The sequence below is a fragment of the Mycobacterium sp. 852002-51057_SCH5723018 genome (assembly GCF_001667035.1).
GTDB lineage: Bacteria > Actinomycetota > Actinomycetes > Mycobacteriales > Mycobacteriaceae > Mycobacterium.
Map to the genome: position 1 here is coordinate 1 of NZ_LZIR01000070.1, position 24,923 is coordinate 24,923.

21 protein-coding genes are annotated in these 24,923 nt (G+C 67.8%); 9 read left to right on the plus strand and 12 right to left on the minus strand.

Annotated features, from left to right (window positions below; all coding sequences use genetic code 11):
- Positions 1–132 precede the first annotated feature (132 nt).
- From A5764_RS28285 to dnaE, 4 genes are all read right to left on the minus strand, one after another.
- The gene (locus A5764_RS28285; RefSeq protein WP_369807318.1) at positions 133–1,083 is read right to left on the minus strand and encodes an MAP_0585 family protein; all 951 of its coding nucleotides are present in this window, start codon (positions 1,081–1,083) and stop codon (positions 133–135) included.
- Positions 1,084–1,140: 57 nt separating this feature from the next.
- Entirely contained in the window at positions 1,141–1,599 is a 459-nt protein-coding gene (locus tag A5764_RS13160) for a lipoprotein LpqH (RefSeq protein WP_067113944.1), read from the minus strand.
- Positions 1,600–1,659: 60 nt separating this feature from the next.
- Positions 1,660–2,022 (minus strand): hypothetical protein, encoded by a 363-nt coding sequence (locus A5764_RS13165; protein ID WP_067113945.1) that lies wholly within the window; start codon positions 2,020–2,022, stop codon positions 1,660–1,662.
- Positions 2,023–2,394: 372 nt separating this feature from the next.
- Positions 2,395–5,946 carry a DNA polymerase III subunit alpha gene (gene dnaE, locus A5764_RS13170; RefSeq protein ID WP_067113946.1) on the minus strand — a complete coding sequence of 1,184 codons (3,552 nt, stop codon included), beginning with the start codon at positions 5,944–5,946 and terminating at the stop codon, positions 2,395–2,397.
- 101 nt (positions 5,947–6,047) lie between these two features.
- Here dnaE and A5764_RS13175 point away from each other — a divergent pair, with 101 nt between their 5' ends.
- From A5764_RS13175 to A5764_RS13185, 3 genes are all read left to right on the plus strand, one after another.
- The gene (locus tag A5764_RS13175; RefSeq protein WP_067113947.1) at positions 6,048–6,656 is read left to right on the plus strand and encodes a TetR/AcrR family transcriptional regulator; all 609 of its coding nucleotides are present in this window, start codon (positions 6,048–6,050) and stop codon (positions 6,654–6,656) included.
- 118 nt (positions 6,657–6,774) lie between these two features.
- Entirely contained in the window at positions 6,775–7,221 is a 447-nt protein-coding gene (locus A5764_RS13180; RefSeq protein ID WP_197501379.1) for an MmpS family protein, read from the plus strand.
- Positions 7,218–10,118, plus strand: coding sequence for an RND family transporter (locus A5764_RS13185; RefSeq protein ID WP_067113948.1), 2,901 nt, complete (start codon positions 7,218–7,220; stop codon positions 10,116–10,118). Before A5764_RS13180 ends, A5764_RS13185 begins: the two co-directional genes overlap by 4 nt.
- Here the strand turns inward: A5764_RS13185 and A5764_RS13190 are convergent, their stop codons facing one another.
- The 3 genes from A5764_RS13190 to A5764_RS13200 form a co-directional block, all read right to left on the minus strand.
- Positions 10,119–10,550 carry an SRPBCC family protein gene (locus A5764_RS13190; protein WP_067113949.1) on the minus strand — a complete coding sequence of 144 codons (432 nt, stop codon included), beginning with the start codon at positions 10,548–10,550 and terminating at the stop codon, positions 10,119–10,121.
- Positions 10,551–10,730: 180 nt separating this feature from the next.
- Positions 10,731–11,534 (minus strand): SDR family oxidoreductase, encoded by an 804-nt coding sequence (locus A5764_RS13195; RefSeq protein ID WP_067113950.1) that lies wholly within the window; start codon positions 11,532–11,534, stop codon positions 10,731–10,733.
- 4 nt (positions 11,535–11,538) lie between these two features.
- Positions 11,539–12,558 carry an SDR family NAD(P)-dependent oxidoreductase gene (locus A5764_RS13200; RefSeq protein WP_067113951.1) on the minus strand — a complete coding sequence of 340 codons (1,020 nt, stop codon included), beginning with the start codon at positions 12,556–12,558 and terminating at the stop codon, positions 11,539–11,541.
- Between the two features lie 232 nt (positions 12,559–12,790).
- Here A5764_RS13200 and A5764_RS13205 point away from each other — a divergent pair, with 232 nt between their 5' ends.
- The 3 genes from A5764_RS13205 to A5764_RS13215 all read left to right on the plus strand — a co-directional run bounded on the left by A5764_RS13205 (position 12,791) and on the right by A5764_RS13215 (position 15,354).
- Positions 12,791–13,195, plus strand: a complete 405-nt coding sequence (locus A5764_RS13205; RefSeq protein ID WP_067113952.1) for a group 1 truncated hemoglobin — start codon at positions 12,791–12,793, stop codon at positions 13,193–13,195.
- Positions 13,196–13,307: 112 nt separating this feature from the next.
- Entirely contained in the window at positions 13,308–14,546 is a 1,239-nt protein-coding gene (locus A5764_RS13210) for a cytochrome P450 (protein WP_067113953.1), read from the plus strand.
- 49 nt (positions 14,547–14,595) lie between these two features.
- On the plus strand, positions 14,596–15,354 hold the full coding sequence (locus tag A5764_RS13215) for a class I SAM-dependent methyltransferase (protein WP_067113954.1): 759 nt from the start codon (positions 14,596–14,598) through the stop codon (positions 15,352–15,354).
- On the opposite strand, the gene A5764_RS13220 is transcribed toward A5764_RS13215, so the two are convergent.
- Together A5764_RS13220 and lspA are read right to left on the minus strand one after the other, a co-directional pair.
- Complete coding sequence (locus tag A5764_RS13220) at positions 15,355–16,266, minus strand: RluA family pseudouridine synthase (RefSeq protein ID WP_067113955.1); 912 nt, start codon at positions 16,264–16,266, stop codon at positions 15,355–15,357. It abuts the gene before it with no gap.
- Positions 16,267–16,339: 73 nt separating this feature from the next.
- Entirely contained in the window at positions 16,340–16,939 is a 600-nt protein-coding gene (lspA, locus tag A5764_RS13225; RefSeq protein WP_067113956.1) for a signal peptidase II, read from the minus strand.
- A 69-nt stretch (positions 16,940–17,008) separates the two neighbouring features.
- Between lspA and A5764_RS13230 the strand changes: the two genes are divergently transcribed.
- The gene (locus A5764_RS13230; RefSeq protein ID WP_067114218.1) at positions 17,009–17,974 is read left to right on the plus strand and encodes an asparaginase; all 966 of its coding nucleotides are present in this window, start codon (positions 17,009–17,011) and stop codon (positions 17,972–17,974) included.
- Here the strand turns inward: A5764_RS13230 and A5764_RS13235 are convergent.
- The gene (locus A5764_RS13235) at positions 17,939–19,342 is read right to left on the minus strand and encodes a DNA polymerase IV (RefSeq protein WP_197501402.1); all 1,404 of its coding nucleotides are present in this window, start codon (positions 19,340–19,342) and stop codon (positions 17,939–17,941) included. The genes A5764_RS13230 and A5764_RS13235 overlap by 36 nt on opposite strands.
- 49 nt (positions 19,343–19,391) lie before the next feature.
- Here A5764_RS13235 and A5764_RS13240 point away from each other — a divergent pair, with 49 nt between their 5' ends.
- Together A5764_RS13240 and A5764_RS13245 are read left to right on the plus strand one after the other, a co-directional pair.
- Positions 19,392–19,961: a class I SAM-dependent methyltransferase gene (locus A5764_RS13240; protein WP_067113958.1), complete on the plus strand. Its 570-nt coding sequence runs from the start codon at positions 19,392–19,394 to the stop codon at positions 19,959–19,961.
- The gene (locus A5764_RS13245; RefSeq protein ID WP_067113959.1) at positions 19,961–20,461 is read left to right on the plus strand and encodes a hypothetical protein; all 501 of its coding nucleotides are present in this window, start codon (positions 19,961–19,963) and stop codon (positions 20,459–20,461) included. Before A5764_RS13240 ends, A5764_RS13245 begins: the two co-directional genes overlap by 1 nt.
- A gap of 117 nt (positions 20,462–20,578) precedes the next feature.
- On the opposite strand, the gene A5764_RS28290 is transcribed toward A5764_RS13245, so the two are convergent.
- Both A5764_RS28290 and ileS read right to left on the minus strand, forming a co-directional pair.
- A complete protein-coding gene (locus A5764_RS28290) occupies positions 20,579–21,619 on the minus strand; it encodes a hypothetical protein (RefSeq protein WP_067113960.1) in 1,041 nt (346 codons plus the stop codon).
- A 125-nt stretch (positions 21,620–21,744) separates the two neighbouring features.
- Positions 21,745–24,882, minus strand: a complete 3,138-nt coding sequence (ileS, locus tag A5764_RS13255; RefSeq protein ID WP_067114219.1) for an isoleucine--tRNA ligase — start codon at positions 24,880–24,882, stop codon at positions 21,745–21,747.
- Positions 24,883–24,923 lie beyond the last annotated feature (41 nt).

Consider the following 24,923-nt stretch of genomic DNA (forward strand, 5'->3'; position numbering starts at 1 on the left):
TGTCTGCAAGAGCCAAACATCGGGTGATCCAGACCCAACCACCGCCAATGCGGCACCGCCACCATGACACTGAGTGTCTGTACGGCGACACGCCGTAGATCGCGTGCATCTGCGCACCCTCGCGGCTAAGCGTCAGTACAGCGGGATCCAGACGCCGTCGAACCAGTAACCCCAACCCCCGTACTGCCAGTTGAAGATCGGGAGGACGGTGTAGGTGTTGTAGGTGAACGGCGCGAAATAGCGCTGTCCGTAGCTCGCGTCAACCGGCGGCCCGACCCAGGGACGGTTCCAACCACCGGGAGGCGGCGCCCCGTCCCAGCCACTGGCAGGCGGCGGGCCTTCCCAGTTCGGCGGGGGGTGGCCAGGAGCCGGGCCGTCGTTCCAGCCGTAGCCGTTCGGCCGCGGCGGAGGCGGAGGCGGCGGCACTCCCGGACCCCAGCCGTAGAAGCCACCAGGCGCGTCGACAGGACCGCCGACTTGCGCAGTGCCGCGCAAGATGGGACCGCGCGGCGGATAGTACGGCGCGTGAGGCGGCTGATCGCTCGGCGCGTTGAGGACCGGGCGGGTCGTGGTCGCCCCCGGGTAGGAAGTGCTCCCACCCGGCTGAGTCGTCGAACCGCCCCACGGCGACGTGGTTGTCACCTGCGGGGTCGAACCGCTCCACGGCGTCGTGGTTGTCACCTGCGGGGTCGAACCGCTCCACGGCGTCGTGGTTGTCACCTGCGGGGTCGAGCCGCCCCACGGCGTCGTGGTTGTCACCTGCGGGGTCGAACCGCTCCACGGCGTCGTGGTTGTCACGTGCGTGGTGACCACCGGCGGCGAGGTCGTCACGTGCGTGGTGCCCCCCGGCGCCGAAGTGGTCACGTGCGGCGTGCCGGCGCCGGGAACCTGTGATGGCCCTGGAGTGAAGCTCGAGGTGCCCCCGAAGCCGGGGCCCTGGTTAGCGGGGGGTGGATCACAAGTCTTGTCGTGTTGCCACGCGGGGCACGGGACGGAGTTGGCGAACCCCGCATGGAACACCGTTGCGGAGGCGCCAAGGCCCGCCGCAACTGCGGCTGCTGCGGCGACACGTTTCATAGACATTAGCTGGGTCCCCTCTCGGGATTCGGTCCGAACGATGTCGGTGGGTGCACTCAGCCCTTAAGGGCAGGTCACGTCCAACTCGAATGGCTTGGTTACCGGCTGCGGCTGCTGCGGATTGCGCATATCGGCGCCGGTCGCGGTGCCCTTGATCTGATAAGACTTGCCGCTTGCCGCGGCTCCGGCGGTTCCGCCCTGACCTGGTGCGGCGTCGGAATAACCGAAGTTGATGCCGTCGACCGTGCCCAGCCCGACCGAGTGAACGATTGGCGGGTTGTCATTGCTGATCACCGCACCGACACCGTTGGCCGGCTCGCCGATGCCAATGGTGATTTTGTTGCCGGCCGGGTTGCAGGTGACCGGACCGCTGACGTTCTGGCTCTTTCCGTCAACGATGACCTGCGGTCCAGCGGGTGCCGGGTTCGACGCTCCCGTGTTTGACTTATTGCTGGAACAGCCAACGCAACTCGCGACAACGACGGCCACGCCGGCTAGGCCGGCTGCGATCCCATGCTTCACGGCTGCTCTCCTTCTTGTTAGTCGTCGCTGCGCGGTCGCGCTCGCGGTGCCGTCCGCGCTTTACTGCGCCGGGCCGGGGATCTGATAAGCGCACCTGCCGGGCTGGTGTTCGGTGAGCGCGACGGGGTGGCCATCCACCTGAATCGCGCAGTCGTGAGGGCCGCCGGTTTTGTCGGTGTAGTTCAACGCCAGGTACGGGTTTCCGGTGACCTGCACGGTCTGCGACCAGGGAGTTGAAACCCAGGTCGTCGTGCTCGATGGATAGACCGGGGTTCCGGGGTCGGGGATGACGGAGAACACGTCACCGCCGCCGAGGATCCGGTAGACCACGGTGTGTTGCCCGGGGTCGGCGTGGGCCGCGGGCAACATCGCCTGCGGTGCGGTACTCGTGGCTACGGCAAACGCCGCGAACAGACCCGCCACGGTGCGGGTCCGTGGGGTCGCGCCGCGGCAGCGGCCAGAGTCAGCACGCATAAGGCGACGCGTAGGCGGATTCGTCGGCATGGCGTTCCTTTCGATACGCGGATGCAGCGGCACGCAGTCGTGCCCCTATGCCCTTTATTCGTCGTGTGTCGTATTCGTCGATGAGGCAAACGGCCGCCCGCGCGGTGGCTTCAGCAAACGCCCCGTACGGCCACCGAATCAATTAGGGATTTCCCTACACTTTTTGCTGGCGCGGTTGCTGATCGTCACCGGCTTAGGGCCGCCAACCTCTCGCGAGCGTGCGTGTTGTTACGTCGACACGCCGCAGATCGCGTACATCCGCGCACCCTCGCGGGCGAACCGACCGACCCGCTAAACCCCGAGGCACCCCGGGCCGAGCAGCGCCTTGAGGTCGCCCATCAGCGCCGGCGAGGGGGTGACGCGCAACGAGGCGTCCAGCTCCAGGGTGGTGATCCGATCGCCGCTGATGAGCCGCAGATGCACCTGGGATGTGCCGGGGTGGCGCGCCAGCACCTGCTTGAGCGCGCTGACCTTGTCGAAGGTGCACTGTCGCGTCGGCATGCTGACGGCCAGCGGCCGGTCCGCCTGGGCATTGGAAAAGTCTGGCACCACAAGCTCGTTGGCGATCAAGGCGATCCGGTCGTCGCGGATCGCCACCTTGGCGTTGATCAGCACCACCGCGTCGTCGACGATGTCGGCGCCGAACGTGGAGTACGCGTGCGGGAAGAACATCACCTCGATGCCGCCGGTGAGGTCCTCCAATTGCGCTGAGGCCCAGGGCATCCCGTTCTTGTTGACCCGCCGGTTCACCGACGCCAGGATGCCGCCCACCCGCACCTGCGTGTCGTTGGGGATGTCGCCGTCCAGGATCGCCGGGATCGCGGTGTCGACCTGGGCCGCAAGCAGGTGCGCCACCCGGTTGAGCGGATGCCCGGACACATACAGCCCCAACATCTCCCGTTCCAGGGCGAGCTTGTGCTTGTCCTCCCACTCGTCGTCGGGCACCTTGATGGTGAACACAGGGTCTCCAGGGTCGCCGGCCTCCCCGGAGCCGCCGAACAGGTCGAACTGACCCATCGCCTCGGCCTTCTTGGTGCCCAGCACCGAGTCGACGGCGTCGGTGTGGACCAGGAAGAGACCCTTGCGGGCGTGACCCAGCGAATCGAACGCACCCGCCTTGATCAGCGATTCGGTGACCTTCTTGTTGCACGCCGAAATGTCGATCTTGTTCAGGTAGTCCGAGAAGTCGGTGAACTTGCCCTTGTCGCTTCGGGTTTGGATCAGCGAGCCGACTACGTTGGCGCCGACGTTGCGCACCGCGCCCAACCCGTAACGGATGTCGGGGCCCACCGACGCGAAGTTCAGGCCGGACTCGTTGACGTCGGGCGGTAGCACGGTGATGCCCAGCTTGCGGCAGTCGGCGAGATAGACGGCCGCCTTGTCCTTGTCGTCGCCGACCGACGTCAACAGCCCCGCCATGTACTCGGCGGGATAGTTGGCCTTGAGGTAGGCGGTCCAGTAGGAGACCAGGCCGTAGCCCGCGGCGTGCGACTTGTTGAACGCGTAGTCGGCGAACGGAAGAATGGTGTCCCACAACGCCTTGATGGCAGCGGCCGAAAACCCGTTGGCCTTCATGCCCTCGGAGAAGCCCTCGAACTCCTTCTCCAGCACCTCGCGCTTCTTCTTGCCCATTGCCTTGCGCAGAATGTCCGCTCGGGCCAGCGAGTAGCTCGCCACCTTCTGCGCGATGCGCATAATCTGCTCCTGATACACGATCAGGCCGTAGGTCTCGGCGAGGATCTCGCGCAGCGGTTCCTCGAGTTCGGGGTGGATCGGCTTGATCGCCTGCCGGCCGTTCTTGCGGTCGGCGTAGTCGTTGTGGGCGTTCATGCCCATCGGCCCGGGCCGGTACAGCGCGATGACGGCGACGACGTCTTCGAAGCCGGTCGGCTGCATGCGGCGCAGCAGGTCGCGCATCGGCCCGCCGTCGAGCTGGAACACGCCCAGCGTGTCGCCGCGGCCGAGCAGCTCGTAGGTGGCCTTGTCGTCTAGCGGAACGGACTCCAGGTCCAGGTCAATTCCCTTGTTGGCCTTGATGTTCTCGATCGCGTCGCCGATGATCGTCAGGTTGCGCAGGCCCAGGAAATCCATCTTCAACAGGCCGATGGCCTCGCACGACGGGTAATCCCAGCCGGTGATGATGGCCCCGTCCTGCGGGCGCTTCCACAGCGGGATGGCCTCGGTCAGCGGCTCGCTGCTCATGATCACGGCGCAGGCGTGCACACCGGCGTTGCGGATCAGGCCCTCCAGGCCGCGCGCGGTCTGGTAGATGGTGCGCACGTCCGGGTCGGTCTCGATCAGGCCGCGGACCTCGGCCGCCTCCCTGTAGCGCTCGTGGGCCGGGTCGGTGATGCCGGCCAGCGGGATGTCCTTGGCCATGATCGCCGGCGGCAGCGCCTTGGTGATCCGGTCGGCGATGGCGAAGCCGGGCTGGCCGTAGTGGATGCGCGCCGAATCCTTCAGCGCCGCCTTGGTCTTGATGGTGCCGAAGGTGATGACCTGGGCGACGCGGTCGTGGCCCCACTTGTCGGCGGCGTAGCGCACCATCTCACCACGGCGGCGGTCGTCGAAGTCGATGTCGATGTCGGGCATCGAGGTGCGCTCGGGGTTGAGGAACCGCTCGAAGAGCAGGCCGTGCGGGATCGGGTCGATGTCGGTGATACCCAGCGCATAGGCCACGAGCGACCCTGCCGCCGAACCCCGTCCCGGGCCGACCCGGATGCCCACCGACCGCGCGTAGTTGATCAGGTCGGCCACGATCAGGAAGTAGGACGGGAAGCCCTTGTCGCAGATGACGCCGATCTCGTAGGCCGCCCGCTCGGCGTAACCCTCCCGCGGGCCGTCCGGAAACCGCCGCCGCAGCCCGGCGTCCACCTCATGCCGCAGCCACGAAGCCTGGTCGTGACCCTCGGGCACCGGGAAGACCGGCATCCGGTCGCGCGGCTCCCAGACGTCGGCGTAGGACTGCACCCGCTCGGCGATCAACAGGGTCGAGTCGCAGGCGCCCGGCACCTCGTCGTCCCAGATCTGGCGCATGTCGGCGGCCGACTTGAGGTAGTAGCCATCGCCGTCGAACTTGAAGCGGTTGGGATCCGACAGCGTCTTGCCGGTCTGCACGCACAACAGCGCCTCGTGGTTGTGCGCGGCGTCGCGGGTGACGTAGTGGCAGTCGTTGGTGGCCAGCGGCCGGATGCCCAGCGTGCGGCCGACCTCCAGCAGCCCCTCGCGGACCCGCCGCTCGATGGTCAGGCCGTGGTCCATCAGCTCGAGGAAGTAGTTGTCGGGCCCGACGATCTCCCGCCACCTGGCGGCCGCCTCCAGCGCCTCGCGATCCTGGCCCAGGCGAAGCCGGGTCTGCACCTCCCCCGACGGGCAACCGGTGGTGATGATGATGCCCTCGGCGTGCTCGGCGATGAGCTCGGCATCCATTCGCGACCACTTGCTCAGCTGGCCCTCGAAGGAGGCCAGCGAGGACAGCTTGAACAGGTTGCGCAGCCCGGCGGCGTTCTCGGCCAGCATGGTCAGGTGCGTGTAGGAGCCGCTGCCGGAGACGTCGTCGGCCTTCTGGCTCGGGTCACCCCAGCTGACACGCCGGGTGTCGAACCGCGAGGCCGGCGCTATGTAGGCCTCCACGCCGATGATCGGCTTGATGCCATGCTTGGTCGCCGCGTTGTAGAACTCGCTGGCCCCGAACATGTTTCCGTGGTCGGTCATCCCCACCGCCGGCATGCCCAGCCGCTCGACCTCGTCGAGCATGGGCGTGATCTTCGCGGCACCGTCCAGCATCGAGTACTCGGTGTGGTTATGCAGGTGCACGAAGGACCGCGAAGATGAATCGCTCATAGGGACGCCAGTCTATGACTGACCACCGACGCAACCCCGGCGTGTCGCATCGTGTGTCTTTTAACCCCGCTCGTGGGCGCAACGGACTTAAGGTGGGCCCTATGACCCAGACTGCCGACCGGTGCGCGGCGTCATCGCCGTGGTCGCCGCGGGAGGCCGAGCTGCTGGCGGTGACGTTGCGGCTGCTGCAGGACCACGGTTACGACGGGTTGACGGTCGACGCTGTGGCCAGCGCCGCCCGCGCGAGCAAGGCGACGGTCTACCGGCGCTGGCCCTCGAAAGCCGAGTTGGTTCTGGCGGCTTTCACCGAGGGCATCCGCCAGGTCGCGGTCGCACCGAACACCGGCACGTTGCGGGGCGACTTGTTGCAGCTCGGGGACAAGATCTGTGCGCACGGCCGCCAGCATGCCGGCACCATCCGCGCGGTGCTGGTCGAGGTGTCGCGCCACCCCGGCCTCAACGACGCCATGCAGCATCAGTTCCTCGATCAGCGCAAGGCCCTGCTCCAGCACGTGCTGCAACAGGCCGTCGACCGGGGCGAGATCGCCAAGACCGCCATCGCCGACGAGCTCTGGGACCTGTTGCCCGGATATCTGATCTATCGGTGCATCATCCCCGGCCGGCCGCCCACCCGTCGCACCGTGCAAGACCTCATCGACGGCTTCCTCATGCCCGGGCTCACCCGATCCAACGGATATCAGGCAAGTTGATGCAAAGTGTACGGTCGCGTCTCTTGTGCAGTACTGATCAGTACCGTAGGGTCATATCCGACGATCACGCTCACAACGGACGCGTCACCGTAGCGCCCGAGCATCGAAAGGCCGACGGGTGAAAGGGTTTTCGATCACGTCCCTCCTCAGGAGGGGGTGGATACCGCTAGTCGCGGTGCTCGTCGTCGCGCTCACGGGATTCGCCATCTACCGCCTGCACGGAATCTTCGGTTCGCATTACCGCACCTCGGCCAATAGCGGCCTCTCCAATCAGATCGTGCCGTTCAACCCCAAGCAGGTGGTCCTCGAGGTGTTCGGCGCACCGGGCGCCGTGGCGACCATCAACTACCTTGACGTGAACGCCCAGCCCCAGCAAGTCAACGACGCCCCCCTGCCCTGGTCGTACACGATCACCACGACGGAACCCGCGGTCATCGGCAACGTCGTGGCGCAGGGCGACGGGGATACCCTTGGCTGCCGCATCATCGTCAACGGTGAAGTCAAGGACCAACGCACCGTCAACGAAGCCGCCGCCTACACCTTCTGTCTGGATAAGTCTGGATGAGCAACGATCAACAGTCGCGGCCCCGTACGCCGCACACCATCCGCCGGCTTGCGCTGCCGATCCTGCTGTTCTGGGTGGCGCTGGCCGCCATCACCAACATCGCGGTGCCGCAGCTGGAAGACGTTGGCAAGACACACAATGTGGCGCTGAATTCGCCCGACGCGCCGTCGCTGAAGGCGATCAAGCGCATTGGTCAAAAGTTTCAGGAGTTCGACACCGACAGCCAGGCGATGATCGTCCTGGAAGGCGACAAGCCGCTCGGCGCGGACGCCCACCGGTTTTATGACGAGATGGTCCGCAAGCTCGAGCAGGACAAGAAGCACGTCGAGCACGTCCAGGACTTCTGGGGAGACACCCTGACCGCTGCGGGCTCGCAGAGCAGCGACGGCAAGGCCGCCTACGTCCAGCTGTTCCTCGCGGGCAATCAAGGCTCGGCGTTGGCCAATGAGGGCGTGGGCTCCGTCCGCGACATCGTCGAGCACATGCAACCACCGCCCGGTATCAAGGTCTATGTGACCGGCGCGGCGCCGCTCATCTCCGATCAATTCGACGTGGGCAGCAAGGGCACCGCGAAGGTCACGGCGATCACCGTCGGGGTGATCGCGGTGATGTTGCTGTTCGTATACCGTTCCATCTTCACGATGCTGCTCGTGCTCGTCACGGTGCTAATCGAAATGTCCGCCGCCCGCGGGATCGTCGCCTTTCTGGGTAACGCCGGGGTTATCGGCTTGTCGACGTACGCGACCAACCTCCTGACGTTGCTGGTGATCGCCGCCGGAACGGACTACGCAATATTTATCGTCGGCCGCTATCAGGAAGCGCGGTGGGCCGGCGAGGACAAGGAAACCGCCTTCTACACGATGTTTCGGGGGACGGCCCACATCGTCTTGGGTTCGGGCCTGACCGTCGCCGGCGCGGTGTTCTGTCTAGCCTTCACCCGGCTGCCCTACTTCCAAAGTCTCGGAATCCCAGCCGCTCTCGGCATCCTCGTTGCGCTGTTCGCCTCGCTCACGCTGGGCCCGGTGGTGCTCACTCTGGGCGCCGCCCTGGGCGTCTTCGACCCGAAACGCGCGATGAGAACCCGCGGCTGGCGGCGGATCGGCACTGCCATCGTGCGATGGCCGGCCCCCATTCTCGTCGCGGCGTGCGCCCTGGCCCTCGTGGGCCTGCTCGCGTTGCCCGGATACAAGACGAGTTACGACACTCGCCCCTACATGCCCCAAAGCGCGCCGGCCAACGTCGGCTACACCGCCGCCGAGAAGCATTTCTCGCGCGCCCGGCTGGAGCCCGAGTTGCTCATGGTCGAAACGGATCACGACATGCGCAACCCGGCCGACATGCTGATCGTGGACCGGGTGGCCAAGGCGGTGTTTCACGTCCCGGGCGTCGCCCAGGTGCAGACGATCACCAGGCCCCTGGGCACCCCACTCGACCACAGCTCGCTCGCCTTTGTGGTCAGCAATCAGAGCGCCGCCCAGCAGGAGAACCTGACGTACCAGCGGGACCGAGCCGACGACCTGCTCAAGCAGGCCGGCGAATTATCCAAGACGATCGACATTTTGAAGCAGCAGTACGCCCTGCAGCAGCAGCTGGCCGCCGCCACCCACGCCGAGACCCAGAGCTTCCACGATACCGTCGACACGATCAGGGACCTGCGGGACAAGATCGCCAACTTCGACGACTTCTTCCGGCCGATCCGCAGCTATTTCTATTGGGAGAGGCATTGCTTCGACATCCCGGCGTGCTGGGCGATCCGCTCGGTCCTTGATGCCCTCGACGGTATCGATCAGCTCACCGAGAAGTTCGAAAACCTCACGGCCACCCTGGACAAGCTCGACGCGTTGCAGCCGAAACTGGTGGCGCTCATACCACCGCAGATCGACAGCCAGGAGACCAATCGCGAATTGACGTTGGCGAGCCACGCCACCCAGTCGGGTATCAACGCACAGACGCAGGCGGCGATCGACAATGCGACGGCGCTGGGTCGAGCCTTCGACGCGGCCAAGAATGACGACACCTTCTATCTGCCTCCCGAGGTTTTCAACAACCCCGACTTCAAGCGCGGGCTGAAACTGTTCCTCTCCCCCGACGGCAAGGCGGTCCGGATGATCGTCACCCATGACGGCGATCCCGCGACCCCCCAAGGCATCTCACACATCGACCCGATCACCAGGGCGGCGCACGAGGCCCTGAAGGGCACGCCGATGGCCGACGCCCAGATCTACATTGGCGGCACCGCGGCGACGTACAAGGACATCCAGGACGGCGCCAAGTACGACCTGATGATCGTGGGGCTCGCCGCGCTCGCCCTCATCCTGCTGATCATGATGATTATCACGCGCAGCCTGATCGCCGCGCTCGTCATCGTGGGCACGGTGGCGCTTTCGCTGGGCGCCTCGTTCGGGCTGTCGGTGCTGGTGTGGCAGTACATGTTCGGCATCAAGCTGTATTGGGTGGTGCTGGCGCTGGCCGTGATCCTGCTGCTGGCCGTTGGATCCGACTACAACCTTCTGTTGATCTCCCGGTTCAAGGAAGAAATCCACGCCGGGCTCAAAACTGGCATCATTCGCTCGATGGCCGGCTCCGGCTCGGTGGTCACCTCCGCCGGACTGGTATTCGCAGTCACCATGTGCGCGTTCGTGTTCAGCGGTTTTCAAGTGCTGGGTCAGATCGGGACCACCATCGGCCTCGGGCTGTTGTTCGACACGCTGATCGTGCGGTCGTTCATGACGCCTTCTGTCGCAACGCTTCTGGGGCGCTGGTTCTGGTGGCCGCAGCGGGTGCGGCCGCGCCCGGCCAGCACGATGCTTCAGCCCTACGGGTCACGCGCGGCGGTGCGCCAGTTGCTGCTGTGGGAAGACGGCGACACGGCGGTGATGCCGGCCAAGGCTCGCTAGCTATCCGTAGAGCTCGACGAACTGCCGCAGCGACTTCTGCACGTCGCCCTTGACCGCGCGGGCCGCGGCCGAGCCCACCGGACCGAACAACGGACGCCCGCCCAGCTCGAGCCGCAGGCCAAGGGTCGACCCCTCCTTCGCGGGCCGAACCGTCAGCCGCACAGCGTATTTCGCTCCGCCCTTGCCGGATCCCTCCATCGCGACCTCGTGCGGCGGGTCCCACTTCGTCACCGTCCACGTGACCCGGTTGCGCAGCCCTTTCGAACGCGCCACGCCCACGATCTGGGTCCCTTCGGTGATCTCGTCGGGCAGCTCGCTGCGCCACCCCTCGTGCATGACGAGCCAATCGCCCAGCTCCGACAAGTCCGACACGTGGTCCCACATGTCCTGCGGGGTCATCGGCAAGTCGGTGGTCATGTCAACGGAGGCCATGGCCTTGAGCCTAGCCCGAAGGTTCGTCACACCCGCCACATTGGCCCCTGGCCGGAGGAGACATCCTTCTTGTCCACCTACGCGCGACAATCCGGGCGCGCAGGAAGCTGTCGCGCTGAGGCGGACAAATCATCGACCGCCCCGAGCCAGAGACTCAAGTGGCGGCCGTTACCAAGGAGCTCATCGCGTCGGCCCCCCGCGGAACCGGTTGCCGATCCGGATCCCGGGCAGCAGCAGGCTGCGCGGTACGAACCGGCCGCCGGTGCTGACCACCTTGGGCACGATGCCGGGCACCACGCTGCGCTTGCCGGCCAGCATCCCGCCGATGGCCGCCTCGGCGACATCGTGCGGCGAGACCTGCGCGAGCGGAACACTGAACCGCTCGGCGTTGGCGATCTCGGCCCATTCCGTCGGCACCGGGCCCGGGCACAGCACCGTGACCGACACGCCCGTCCCGTGCAGCTCCTCGTGCACGGCCTCGGAGAAGGTCTGCACGAACGCCTTGGTCGCCGAATACACCGCCATGTAGGGCATCGGCTGGAATCCGGCGATCGAGGCGATGTTCATCACCGCCCCGGCACCGCGTTCGATCATGCCGGGCAGGGCGGCGTGGGTGAGCTCCATCAACACCAGCGCGTTGAGGACCACTTCTTCGCTCTCGCGTTCCAGCGGCAGCGTGTGAAAGACGCCGCTGGTGCCGAAACCGGCGCTGTTGCACAGGCCGGCGATCGGTTCATTGCGGAGCCGGTCCGCCAACTTGGCGCGGGCCTTCGTGTCGCTGAGGTCGAGCGGCAGCACCTCCACCGCCACCGAGTACTCCATGCCCACCTCGTTGGCGAGTTCGTCCAGGCGCTCGCGGCGCCGGGCGACCAGCAACAGCGGGAAGCCGCGGCGGGCCAGGCCGCGGGCCAGCTCGGCGCCGATCCCCGATGAGGCTCCGGTGATGACGACGGTCGTATCTGTGTCGGGTTTTGGCAGACTCACGGCGTCACCAATGGATTCCGCGGGTCGCCCGCACGAAGGTCTCGCTTCGTTGGTCGAAAGGCTTTGCGTCGCTGGCAGATTCGCCGCCTTTGGCGGCATCGGAGTCTTCGAACATGACGAACGCGCGGTTGCGCAGGCGGTCCATGACCGCCGGGTTGAGCGCGTCGGCGACGGCGGCGAATTGCCCGAACGGCGAGCTCGCGCGCCGGGGCCGGTGCACGATCGCGTCGGTGATCACGCCGGCCGCCTGATCCGGCGTCAGCGCCGGGAACTTGTCGTACATGGTGGTCGGACTGATCATCGGCGTGCGCACCAGCGCCATGTGCACCGTGGTGAATTTGACGTTGTCGTTCACGACTTCGGCCTGCACGGCGTCGCACAGGCTGTCCAGCGCGGCCTTGCTGGCGATGTAGGCGCCGAAGCGCGGCGCGCGGGTCTGCACGCCCACCGAGGAGACGTTGACGATGTGCCCGAAGCCGCGCTCCCGCATCCCGGGGATGAACTTGAGGATCAGCTGCACGGCGCCGAGATAGTTCAGCTGCATCGTCCGCTGGTAGTCGTGAATGCGGTCGTAGGACAGCTCCAGCGAGCGCCGAATGGACTTCCCCGCGTTGTTGATCAGGACGTCCACACCGCCGAGGTCATCGAGCACCTTGTCGGCCATCGCGGCGATGGCGTCCATATCGGTCAGGTCGCACGGGTAGATGTGGGCGATGCCCCCGTCGCCGCGGATCTCGTCGGCGACCTTCTCGAGGTTTTCCCGGGTCCGGGCGACCAGGACCACCTCGCCGCCCGACTCGGCGATCTTCTTGGCGGCGGCCTCCCCGATGCCCGACGACCCCCCGGTGATGAGGATGGTCTTGCCCTGCACGGCATCGGCAACCGTGCGGCCCTGCACCACGTCGAGCAGATTCCTCAGATAGAACGGCCGATATCGCCCGGCCGAGTTCGGGGTGTTGATGATGCTGGAGACCGCCGCGATCGGCTTTTCCACCAAGCTCGTCAAGTCACCAAAAAGATTCACCGGTTTCCCCCTCGATGTTCGTCCCCGTGGGCGCTGTGACGTGGGTCATAAAACCTAACCTATGCCATTGGTGGGCCACCAGATGCAGATTGCCGCCAAGTAAACGGGTTTTGCGTCTCACACGGCGGTCCGCAGCACGGCCACGTGAGCGCAATCGGCTTGTTACACACCGCAATCCGTGTGTGATCGCGCACTAACTGAGGGGCAACGCCCAGATGTTCCAATCGACATCATGAAAATGCTGGCGCGCTTCCGCAAACCCGAGCCGGCCACGATCTACGAGCGGATCGGCGGGCACGAGGCCCTCGAAGTGGTGGTCGAGGACTTCTACGCGCGCGTGCTCGCCGACCATCAACTGTCGGGCTTTTTCGCCGGGACGAACATGAACCGCCTCAAAGGCAAGCAGGTCGAGTTCTTCGCGGCCGCCCTCGGCGGCCCCGAGCCCTACACCGGCGCACCGATGAAACAGGTGCACCAGGGACGCGGAATCACCATGCACCACTTCAGCCTGGTGGCCGGACACCTGGCCGAGGCGCTGGCCGCCGCCGGGGTGCCGTCGGCGACCGTCACCGACATCCTCGGCGCCATCGCGCCGCTGGCCCCCGACATCGTGTCGGCGGAGACCAGCACGGTCTGAACGCGGCACCACGAAGCCCTTCACTCGGGCAGGAATCGAGTAGCCGACTACTCACGCGTCGTTGGCGAACCAGAGCAACGATGGCGTCGTGGCTAGCACGAGCGTTGACACGATGCCTCCACGAAGTTGCCCGAACGTCTTCGACGCTGGGTTGCCCACCTTGGCGTACGAGCACCTGGACGATCCCGCCGAGGCGCATCGGCTGATCGCGCAGGCCCGCGCGCGGGCGCCGGTGGCGATGGGCACCCACGGACCAGAGCTGCTGACCTACGAGCTGGTCCGCGGCGTGCTGCGCGACCCACGCTTCCGCGTGCCCCAAGGGATGTTCCTTGCGTCCCAAGGCATTACCTCCGGCGCACTGTGGGACCGGGTGGCGACGAATCTGATCAGTCTGGACGGCAGCGAACACCACCGGCTGCGTCGCCTCATCTCCAAAGCCTTCACGCCCCGCGCCACGGCCCGGCTGGACGCGACGATCACCGGCGTCATCACCGGCCTGGTCGACCAGCACGCCGGCTCGGGGCACTGCGATGTGGTCGCCGACATCGCCCGCCAATATCCCATCCCGATCATCTGCGCGCTGCTCGGCGCTCCGGCTGAGGACTGGGAGCTGTTTTCCGACTGGGCCGACGACATTTTCAAGGTCTTCGACTGGAACGTCGCCGCGCACGAGGCAACCATTCTGGCGGCGTGGGACGAACTCGACGCCTACATCGACGACATGGTTGGCCGCCGGCGCCATACCCTGACCGACGACCTCATCTCGGAGCTGATCCGCGCCGAGGACCACGGCGATCACCTCAGCACCGAAGAGCTGCGGATGCTGGTAGCGGGGCTGCTGATGGCGGGCACCGACACCACGCGAAACCAGTTGGCGGCCTCCGTGCATGCGCTGTGTGATCACCCCGACCAGTGGGCACTGCTGGCCGAGCACCCCGAGCTCGCACCGAACGCCGTCGAGGAGACGATGCGCCATTCGCCGATCGCGGCCGGGGCCCTGCGCCTTGCGATGGAGGATGTTGAGCTGGCGGGCGTCACGATCCCCGCGGGCACGCTGGTCATCGCCAACACCGCTGCCGCCAACCGCGATCCGTCCGTTTACGACGATCCTGATCGGCTGGATATCACGCGTGCGGGCGCGCCGGCGATGCAGACCTTCGGCGCAGGCGCGCACTACTGCCTGGGCGCCAATCTCGCCAGGCTCGAACTCGCCGAAGCTCTGGCCATCATGGCGCGGCGCATGCCGGGCGCCCGGCGTACCGCCACCGCACCCTGGAAACCGCTGACCGGGCTGAGCGGCCCGATCACCCTGCCCATCGAGTTCGACGTTCTTGAAGTGCTGGCCTGGTAGCCAGGCGTAGCGCGTTTCCGATTTGGCGTTGGGGCGCACAATGCAATGCATGCCCCGCACATTCGAAGACCTGATCTCGGAAGCCGATTCGGTATCCGTTGACGGCTGGGACTTCTCCTGGCTCGACGGACGTGCGAGCGAAGAACGGCCGTCGTGGGGCTATCAGCGGTCGCTCAGCACCCGCTTGGCGACGGTCACGACCGGGCTGGACATTCACACCGGCGGCGGGGAGGTGTTGTCGGGCGCCGGACCGTTTCCGCCCGCCATGGTGGCCATCGAGACGTGGCCTCCGAACGCTGCCCTGGCAACCAAACGCCTGCATCCCCTCGGCGTGGTACTCGTGGCGACCCGCGACGAGCCGCCGTTGCCGTTCGCCGATGAAGCGTTCGACCTGGTGACCACCCGGCATCCGATCTCGGTGTGGTGGAGCGAGATCCGTCGGGTGCTCCGACCGGGCGGCACCTACTTCGCGCAACACATCGGACCCGCCACGATGGGCGAGCTCGTCGAGTACTTCATCGGGCCGCAGCCGGAGAAGTGGGCCGAGTTCCACCCGGACTCGGTCCGCGCGCAGGCAGAAAGCGCGGGGCTGGAGATCGTGGACCTGCGCATGGAGCGGCTACGCGCCGAGTTCTTCGACATCGGCGCCGTCGTCTACTTCCTGCGCAAGGTGGTGTGGACGGTGCCGGACTTCACCGTGGCGCGCTATCGGGACCGGCTGCGGGAACTTCACGAGCGGATCGAGGCGGAGGGGCCGTTCGTCGCGCACCCGACGAGGGTGCTCGTCGAAGCCCGCAAGCCGGGGTGATCAGCCCTCGTCCCGCAACACGTCCAGCGCGTGCTGCAGGTCGGGCGGGTACGGGCTGACGATCTCCATTCGCCTGCCATCGGCCGGGTGCGCGAAGGACAGCGACCGCGCGTGCAGCCATTGTCGTTCCAGCCCAAGCCTTTTCGCCAGCGTCGGGTCGGCACCGTACACCAGGTCGCCGCAGCAGGGGTGATGCAGCGCCGAGAAGTGCACCCGAATCTGATGCGTGCGGCCGGTTTCCAGGTGCACGTCGAGCAGGCTGGCCGCCACGAACGCTTCCAGGGTGTCGTAGTGGGTGAGGCTATGCCGGCCGTCCTTGGTGACCGCGAACTTCCACTCGCCGCCGCGGTGCCTACCGATCGGCGCGTCGATCGTGCCGCTGGACGGATCGGGATGTCCCTGCACCAGCGCGTGGTAGCGCTTGTCGACGGTGCGGTATTTGAACGCCCGCTTGAGCACCGTGTAGGCGCGCTCTGACAGCGCCACCACCATCACCCCCGAGGTCCCGACGTCGAGGCGGTGCACGATGCCCTGCCGCTCGGGCACACCGGACGTGGTGATCCGGTAGCCGGCGGCGGCCAGGCCGCCCAGCACCGTCGGCCCGGTCCAGCCCACCGACGCGTGCGCGGCCACCGCCGCGGGCTTGTCGACGGCGACGATGTCGTCGTCGGAGTACAGGATCGTCATGCCCTCTATGTCGACGGGCGTGTTCTCCAGCGGCGCCGGCGCGTCCGGCAGGCGCACCCGCAGCCACGCCCCGCCGGTCAGGCGATCGGACTTACCCGCCTGCACCCCGTCCAGTTCGACGCCGCCGTCCTCGGCCAGCGTGGCCGCGGCGTTGCGCGACAGGCCCAACAGGCGGGCCAGCCCGGCGTCGACGCGCATGCCCGCCAGGCCCTCCGGAACGGGCATCGAACGCTCAGCGGTCAATTGCGCCGCTCCTCCTCATCGCTACGCTCTGCATCGTCGCTGGCGGCGGGCCCCATCAGCGCTGGTCGGCCTTTCGGCGCCCCAGATCGGGCTTGCGGCGACCCACGATGTCGAAGTCGTAGCCGAAAATCGACAGCACCACCAGCAGGATGGCCCCGCCGACCACCGACGGGTCGGCGACGTTGAAGACCGGCCACCAGCCCACCGAGAGGAAGTCCACGACGTGGCCGCGCAGCGGCCCGGGCGCGCGGAAGAAGCGGTCGACCAGGTTGCCCATGGCCCCGCCCAGGATCATCCCCAGGCCGACGGCCCACCACGGCGACACCAGCCGCCGCCCCATCCAGACGATGCCGACCACCACACCCGTGGCGATCAGCGTCAGCACCCACGTGTAACCGGTGGCCATCGAGAACGCCGCGCCCGAATTGCGCACCAGCGTCCAGGTCACGGTGTCGCCGATGATCGACACCGGCTGGCCGGGCGGCAGCAGCTTGACCGCAAGCACCTTGGTCACGATGTCCAGGGTCAGCACCACCGCCGCGACCGACAGCAGCAGGCGCAACCTGCGCGACGACGCCGCGGCCGCCGGTTCGGCCACCTCATCGGCGTCCCCGGCCTCCGCCGGCTCGGCCGGTCCTGTTCGTTCCTCGGGCACTCCCCCATCTTCCCTTAGTGCGGACGCTGCCTCGCCGGAGCCCGTGCGCGAGTGCGCAATGATTCCACGGTGACCTTCTCGAAGACCTCCTCGACGACCTCCTCGAAGGCCCGCCTCACCGTGATCGCCACCGGGGGAACGATATCGACCGGCAGGGACGCCGACGGGGTGCGCCGACCGGCTTACAGCGGGGCGGACCTGGCGGCGGGCCTCGACGTCGATGTCGTCGACCTGCTGGCCCTCGACAGCTCCCAGCTGACGCCGGCCGATTGGGATCGCGTCCGCGGCGCCGTGCGGACGGCGATCGACGGCGGCGCCGACGGCGTGGTCATCACCCACGGCACCGACACGATGGAAGAAAGCGCCCTGTGGCTCGACCTGACCCATGCCGGAGACGTCCCCGTCGTCCTGACCGGCGCCATGCGTAGCGCCGACGCCCCCGATGCCGACGGCCCGGGCAACCTGCGCGACGCGCTGGCGGTGGCCGCCAGCCCGGCGGCGCGGGGCCTGGGAGTTTTGGTGTGTTTCGCCGGTCGGGTGCTGCAACCGTTGGGCCTGCACAAGGTCGCCACCGAGGACTTGAGCGGCTTCGCCGGCGAGCTGGTCGGCACGTCGGGCGGCGGCGGCGCGACGTTGACCGGCGCCAAGACGCGCCCCTACCTCGGCGATCTGAGCGCAGCCGGCGCCCCGCGGGTCGACATCGTCGCGGCCTACCTGGGCAGTGACGCGGTGGCGCTGGACGCCTGTGTGGACGCCGGCGCGCGGGCCGTGGTGCTGGAGGCGCTTGGGTCGGGCAACGCCGGCGACGCCGTGGTCGACGGGGTGCGCCGCCACTGCCGCGAGGGGGTCGTCGTCGCGGTGTCCACCCGGGTGCCCGGCGGGCGGGTCAGCGCGGCGTACGGTCCCGGCCACGCGATGGCGGCGGCCGGCGCGGTGATGGTGCCGCGGCTGCGGCCCCCTCAGGCGCGGGTGCTGCTGATGGCGGCGCTGTCCGCCCGACTACCGGTCGCCGATGTCGTCGGCCGCTGGGGTTGACGGCGCGCTGACCTGCAACGCGCCGACGTACTCCGGCCAGTCCAGCGAGTCGACCGGGTTGGCGCCGACGAGGTCACCGGTGTCGGCGGGAAAGGTCCGCGCCTGGCCCGGGCCCGAACTGCGCGTCTCGAACCGCACGGTCACCACGCCGTGGCCCGCGCCCTGCACCCAGCCGTGCCCGAAGTCGCGGTGTGCGACATCGTCGCCGACCCGCCAGCGCGAGGCCTCCTCGGCCGGGGCGAACATGGCCTCGGTGGCGGTCACCGGGGTTTCCGCGGGCTGTTCCTCCAGCGAATTTTGGGTCGCTCCCGCCAGCTCCAGGTCCGGGAACAGTGACTCCTGGCGCACGTCGCTCAGCCCCGAAAACCCCACGCCGAGAAGGCGAATCGGCCCGATCTCGCGCGGGTCGAGCAGCAGCCGGCGGGCCACCGCGACGAGCGCGCCGGCCTCGGTGGTCGCGTAGGGCAGCGTCGCCGAGCGGGTCAGCGTGCTCATATCGGACTTCTTCAGCTTCACCGTGACGGTGCGGGCGCCGCGGCCGTCGCGCAACAGGCGTTGGTGGGCGTGCTCGGCGATCGGGTCGATCGCCTCACGCAACTGCTCGAGGCTGGTCAGATCGACGGCGAAGGTGGACTCGGAGCTGATCTGCTTGGCTTCGGCGCGCTCGGCGACCGGCCGGTCGTCGACGCCGCGCGCCAGCTGGTGCAGCGCCGGCCCTACCGTCGCGCCCAGGATGTTGGCCACCTCGGCGTCGGTCAGCGCGGCCAGCTGCCCGATCGTGTCGATGCCCAGGCGATTCAGCTTTTCCTCGGCGACCGGACCGATGCCCCACAGCCGCCGCACCGGCAGTCCGCCGAGCAGCGCTCGTTCCTCGGCGCGCCGCACCACCCGCACGCCGTCGGGTTTGGCCAGCTCCGAGGCGATCTTGGCGACCTGCTTGCCCGAGCCCGCACCGACGGAGGCGACCAGCCCGGTCTCATCCTTGACGCGTCGCCGCAGCCCCTCGCAGAACGCCTCGACCTCCTCGGCCGACGCCCCGGCAAGTTGCGGCGGCTCACCGAAGCCCTCGTCGAAGGACAGTTGCTCGATGACGGGTATCAGGCCGCGCACGGTGTCGAAGACGCGCCGGCTCGCCACCCCGTACACCACGCCGCGCGGCGGCAACACCACCGCGGTCACGCCGACCAGCCGGCGGGCCTGATGCATCGGCATGGCCGACCGGGCGCCGAACACCCGCGCCTCGTAGCTGGCGCCGGCCACCACGCCGCGGCCACCCAAGCCGCCGACCAGCACCGGCCGCCCCCGCAGGGTCGGCCGGGTGAGTTGCTCGACGGAGGCGAAGAACGCGTCCATGTCCAGGTGCAGCACCCAGCGGGACTCCACAACTGCAAATGCTATTGGTCTAACGTCCTGGGGTATGGCCATGAACCTGTGCCACCGGCTGGTGTGCAACTCGGACCGCTGGGCAAAGGAAGTCGAAGACCAGTTGCTTCCCTGGGTGCTCGCCGACGTGGAGTTGGGCGACAGCACCCTGGAGATCGGGCCCGGGTACGGCGCGATCCTGCGGGTGCTGGTCGACAAGACGCCGAATCTCACGTCGGTGGAGATCGACGCCCCGATGGCCCACCGGCTACAGCGGTTGTACGGCGACCGTGCCCGCATCATCAACGCCGACGGCACCGACACCGGGTTGCCGGCCGACGAGTTCAGCTCGGTGGTGTCGTTCACGATGCTGCACCACATCCCGACCGCCGAACTGCAAGACCGGCTGTTCGCCGAGGCCTTCCGGGTGCTCCGGCCCGGCGGTGTGTTCGCCGGCAGCGACAGCGTCACGTCGTTGAAATTCCGCGTCCTGCATTTCCGGGACACGTGTAACACGGTCCCGCCGGCCACGCTGCCGGATCGCTTGCGCGCGGCGGGTTTTCGCGACATCGACGTCGAGGTCCGCGGCGGCAGGCAGCGCTGGCGCGCGATCAAGGCCGGCTAATGGAAACAACCGGGCCCGGCGGCGCCGTAGCGACGCGGTTGGCAAAGCTACGCCACCAATGGAGCGAACGGCTGCAGCCCGGCGAACAGGCCACCGTTTTGGCGTGGGCGTCGTTCACGCTCACGTTCGCGGGGTTGCGCGGACTGACGCACTGGATCCGGGCCGGCCACGGGCCGTCGGGCGGCGGTGTCAAGCTGGGCGGCAAGCACTTTCACCACTACAACATCGGCATCGGCATGCTGGCGACGGTGGCCGGCGTGGGTCTGCGCGGAAGCGAAGAACAACGGCGACACCCCGCGGCGGCGATCGCTTTCGGTGCCGCGAACGCGATGATCGTCGACGAGCTGGCCCTGCTGCTGGACCTCAAGGACGTGTACTGGGCGCAGGAGGGCCGCCGAAGCGTCGACGTGGCGGTCGGGCTCATCGCGACGGGCGCGACCGTCGTGGCCGGCATGCCGTTCTGGCCGCACGCGCGCCGGGCGCTGCACTCGCACGGTTGAGCCGCAAAGCCGCGAGCGTAACGCTCGACGATTGAATCCTGCTGGGGCGGATAGTTTCCCGCGAAGACACGCGTGAGGCCGGACTTATCGTCCGGCCTCACGGTGTGCCGCGCCGTCTCAGTGATGCTGCTGAACGGGTTGCTGCTGCACCGGCTGGGGGTGCACGGGTTGCTGCGGGTGAATCGGCTGCTGCTGGATCGGCTGCTGCTGGATCGGCTGGGGGTGGACCGGCTGCTGCTGGACCGGCTGGTGGCAGGCAAGGCACTGAACCGGCCCGTGGCCGCCACCGTTCGGCTGACCGCCGCCATTCTGCTGACCGCCGCCATTCTGCTGACCGCCGCCATTCTGCTGACCGCCGCCATTCTGCTGACCGCCACCGTTCTGCTGACCGCCCTGATGGTCGTCGCCGTCATGCGTCGGCACCGGCACCGGCACCGGCACGAACACCGGCGGGAGGTTGACGGTCACGGAAGGTCCGGCCGGCGGGGTGCCCGGGTCGGCCGGCGGAGCCGGGTCGGCCGGCGGAGCGGGAGCGGCCGGGGGTGCTATGACGACCGGCGCCGGCAGCTGCGCGGGAGCGGTCACCAACGGGACATCCCCACCGTTTGCGGGTCCGCTCGAAACCTGGCCGGCATCGGGAACGATAGCCGGCGCGGGTGGCGCCGGCGCCACCGACTGCGGCGCAACCGCGCCGGCAGGCTGGGGCGCCACCGAACCGACGCTGGAGTTCGGGACGATGACGGCCGGTTGGTTGCGCTGGCTCGACCCGGTGTCATTTATCAACATCAGACCGAGGCCCGACGCGATCCCGATCGCCGCAATCACGGCACCGCCCACCAGGACATTCGTTCCCGTCAAGCGCCGCTTCGCGGGGGCCTCCGCCGGCAGCTCCTCCTCAAATTCCGCGGGCCCCGACAGGAATCCGTCTTCGAACGTCGGATCGCCCAGCGGGCTCGACGCCCACGCCTCGGCGACCGTGAGGTCCTCGTGCGGGGGGGCGGCAGCCGTCAGGTGGTCGCGCTGGGCGGCGGCAACCGTCAGGTCATCGCGCTGGGCGGCGGCAACCGTCAGGTCGTCGTGCGGGGCGGCGGCGACCGTCAGGTCGTCGTGCGGGATCGCGGCGAAGGTGGCCGACTGGAAGTCTTCGATGATGCTCATGGCGTGTTCCTTAAGTGTGGTGCGGCCCCGGGTGGACCGCCGTCACAGGTAAGAGCAGCCACCTGCCATGGGTCGGACACTTTTCTGGAAACTTTTTTCCGGGCCGCTGACAACCCCCGCGAGCACTACACCTTCGCGATGCCCACCCGCACGCCGTCGCCGATCTCTGAGCCATCGCCAGGCTCGCCGAACTCGAAGCTGGTCGCCAGGATCTCCCCGGCGATGAGGTCCCGATGGGTGCGCGCCCAATCGACCCGCTCGGCCGGCACCGACATCACCACGCTGATGCGATCGGAGACGTCCAGCCCAGTCGACTTGCGCAGCTCCTGCAGCTCGCGGATCCGGTCCTTGGCCCAACCCTCGGCCTCCAGCTCCGGGGTCACCGTGCCGTCCAATACGACCAGTCCGGTTCCGTCGGGCAGCGCCGCGGTGTACTCCGGGTCGGCGGCCACCAGGCGCGAGCTGTACTCCTCGGGCTGCAGCACCGCCGGACCCGCGGTCAGGGTGCCGTCCGGGTTGACGACGCCCTCGCCGGCCTTGACCGCCTTGATGGCGGCCTGCACATCCTTGCCCAGCCGCGGCCCGGCCACCCGCGCGTTGACGGTGAGCTCGAACCGGCCATAGCTGTCGATGGCGTCGGTCAGCTCGACGCGCTTGACGTTGAGCTCGTCGGCGATCAGGTCGACGAACGGCTCCAGCCGCCGCGGATTTTCCACCGCCACAGTCAGTTTCGGCAGCGGCAGCCGCACCCGCAGCTTCTTGGCTTTGCGCAGCGACGACGCGGCCGAGCACACCTCGCGGACCTGATCCATCGTGGCGACCAGATCGGGATCCGCCGGCACGGCACCGGCCTGCGGCCAGTCGGTCAGGTGCACCGACCGCCCTCCGGTCAGACCGCGCCAGATGATCTCGGTGACCGACGGCAGCAGCGGCGCGGCCAGCCGAGCCGTCACCTCCAGCACCGTGTGCAGGGTGTCGATGGCGTCGGCGTCTTCCTCCCAGAACCGCGAACGCGACCGTCGCACATACCAGTTCGTCAAGGCCTCGGTGAACTGGCGCAGCTGCTCGCACGCCCCGGAGATGTCGCAGACCTCCATCGACGCGGTCAGGTCGTCGGTCAGCACCGCCAGTTTGGCCAGGATGTAGCGATCCAGCACGTGCGCCGAATCGCTGCGCCAATTGCCGACTTTCGGCGCGTAGAGCGCCAGAAAGCTATAGGCATTCCACAGCGGCAGCAGCACCTGCCGCGCGCCTTCGCGAATCCCCTGCTCGGTGACGATCAGGTTGCCGCCACGCAGGATCGGGGAGGCCATCAAAAACCATCGCATGGCATCGGAGCCGTCGCGGTCGAACACCTCGGAAACGTCGGGATAGTTGCGCAGCGACTTGCTCATCTTCTGGCCGTCGGAGCCCAGCACAATCCCGTGTGCCACACAGGTTTTGAACGCCGGACGGTCAAACAGCGCGGTGGCCAGCACGTGCAGGGTGTAGAACCAGCCGCGGGTCTGGCCGATGTATTCGACGATGAAGTCGCCCGGGTAATGACTGTCGAACCAATCGGCGTTTTCGAACGGGTAGTGCACCTGGGCATACGGCATCGAGCCCGAGTCGAACCACACGTCCAACACGTCGGGGATGCGCCGCATCGTGCTGCGACCGGTGGGGTCGTCGGGGTTGGGCCGGGTGAGCTCGTCGATGAAGGGCCGGTGCAGGTTCGTGGGCCGCGCCCCGAAGTCGCGCTCCAGCTCGTCGAGGCTGCCGTACACGTCGATTCGCGGGTAGGCCGGGTCGTCGGACTTCCAGACCGGAATCGGCGTGCCCCAGTATCGGTTTCGCGAGATCGACCAGTCGCGGGCGCCCTGCAGCCACTTGCCGAACTGCCCGTCCTTGACGTGTTCGGGGTACCAGGTGATCTGCTGGTTGAGTTCGACCATGCGGTCCCGGAATTCGGTGACGGCGACGAACCACGACGACACGGCCCGATAGATCAGCGGGTTGCGGCACCGCCAGCAGTGCGGGTAGGGGTGCTCGTAGGTTTCGTGGCGGACCAGCACCGCGCCGTTGGCCGCCGCCGGGCCGCTGCCGTTCTTCAGGTCGCGGATGATCTGCGCGTTGGCGTCAAAAACGTGCTGCCCCTGGTAATCGGGGACGGTCGCGTCGAACCGGCCCCTGGCGTCGACGGGGGTGACCGGCGCGATGTCGGCCGCCTCGCAGACCACCATGTCGTCCTCGCCGTAGGCCGGCGCCATGTGCACGATCCCGGTGCCGTCCTCGGTGGTAACGAAGTCACCTGGAAGCACCCGAAAAGCCTTGGCGGTCTCCATGAAATACGGGAAAGGCGGCAGGTAGCGCGTGCCCAGCAGGTCGGCGCCGCGATAGGCGCCGAGCACCTCCGGTTCTTCACCTTTTTCGAGACCCAACTCGCGGGCGTAGGCGGCCAGCCGCGCCTCGGCCAGCACGAACCGACGCTCCCCCACCCGGACCTGCACGTAGGTCACCTCGGGGTTGACGGCCACAGCCAGGTTCGATGGCAGGGTCCACGGCGTGGTCGTCCACACCAGCAGGTGGGCGCCGTCCAAATCACCGCCGACCACCTTGAACCCCACCGTGATCGCGGGGTCCTGGCGGCTCTGGTAGACGTCGTCGTCCATCCGCAATTCGTGGTTGGAAAGCGGGGTCTCGTCGCGCCAGCAGTACGGCAACACCCGGTAGCCCTCGTAGGCCAGGCCCTTGTCCCACAGCTGTTTGAACGCCCAGACCACCGACTCCATGTAGCTGGGATCCAGCGTCTTGTAGTCGTTGTCGAAGTCGACCCAGCGGGCCTGGCGGGTCACGTACGCCTGCCACTCGTCGGTGTAGCGCAACACCGATTCGCGGCAGGCCTCATTGAACGCGGCGATCCCCATGGCGTCGATCTGCGACTTGTCGGTGATGCCGAGCTGGCGCTCCACTTCCAGTTCGGCGGGCAGCCCGTGGGTGTCCCACCCGAACCGGCGCTCCACCTTGTAGCCGCGCATGGTGCGATAGCGCGGAACGAGGTCCTTGACGTAGCCGGTGAGCAGGTGCCCGTAGTGCGGCAGGCCGTTGGCGAACGGCGGGCCGTCATAGAACACGTACTCCGGCGCGCCGTCGCGGCGGGCAATGCTGGCCCGAAACGTGTCGTCGCGGGCCCAGTAGTCGAGGACCTCGAGCTCGAGCGCCGGGAAGTCGGGCGCCCCGCCGGCCGGCTTGGGGTAGCCCTTGACTTCGGCGTTATCCGTCACGATCTGCGTCATCTCCTGTGGCCATCATGCTCAGGCCGGGG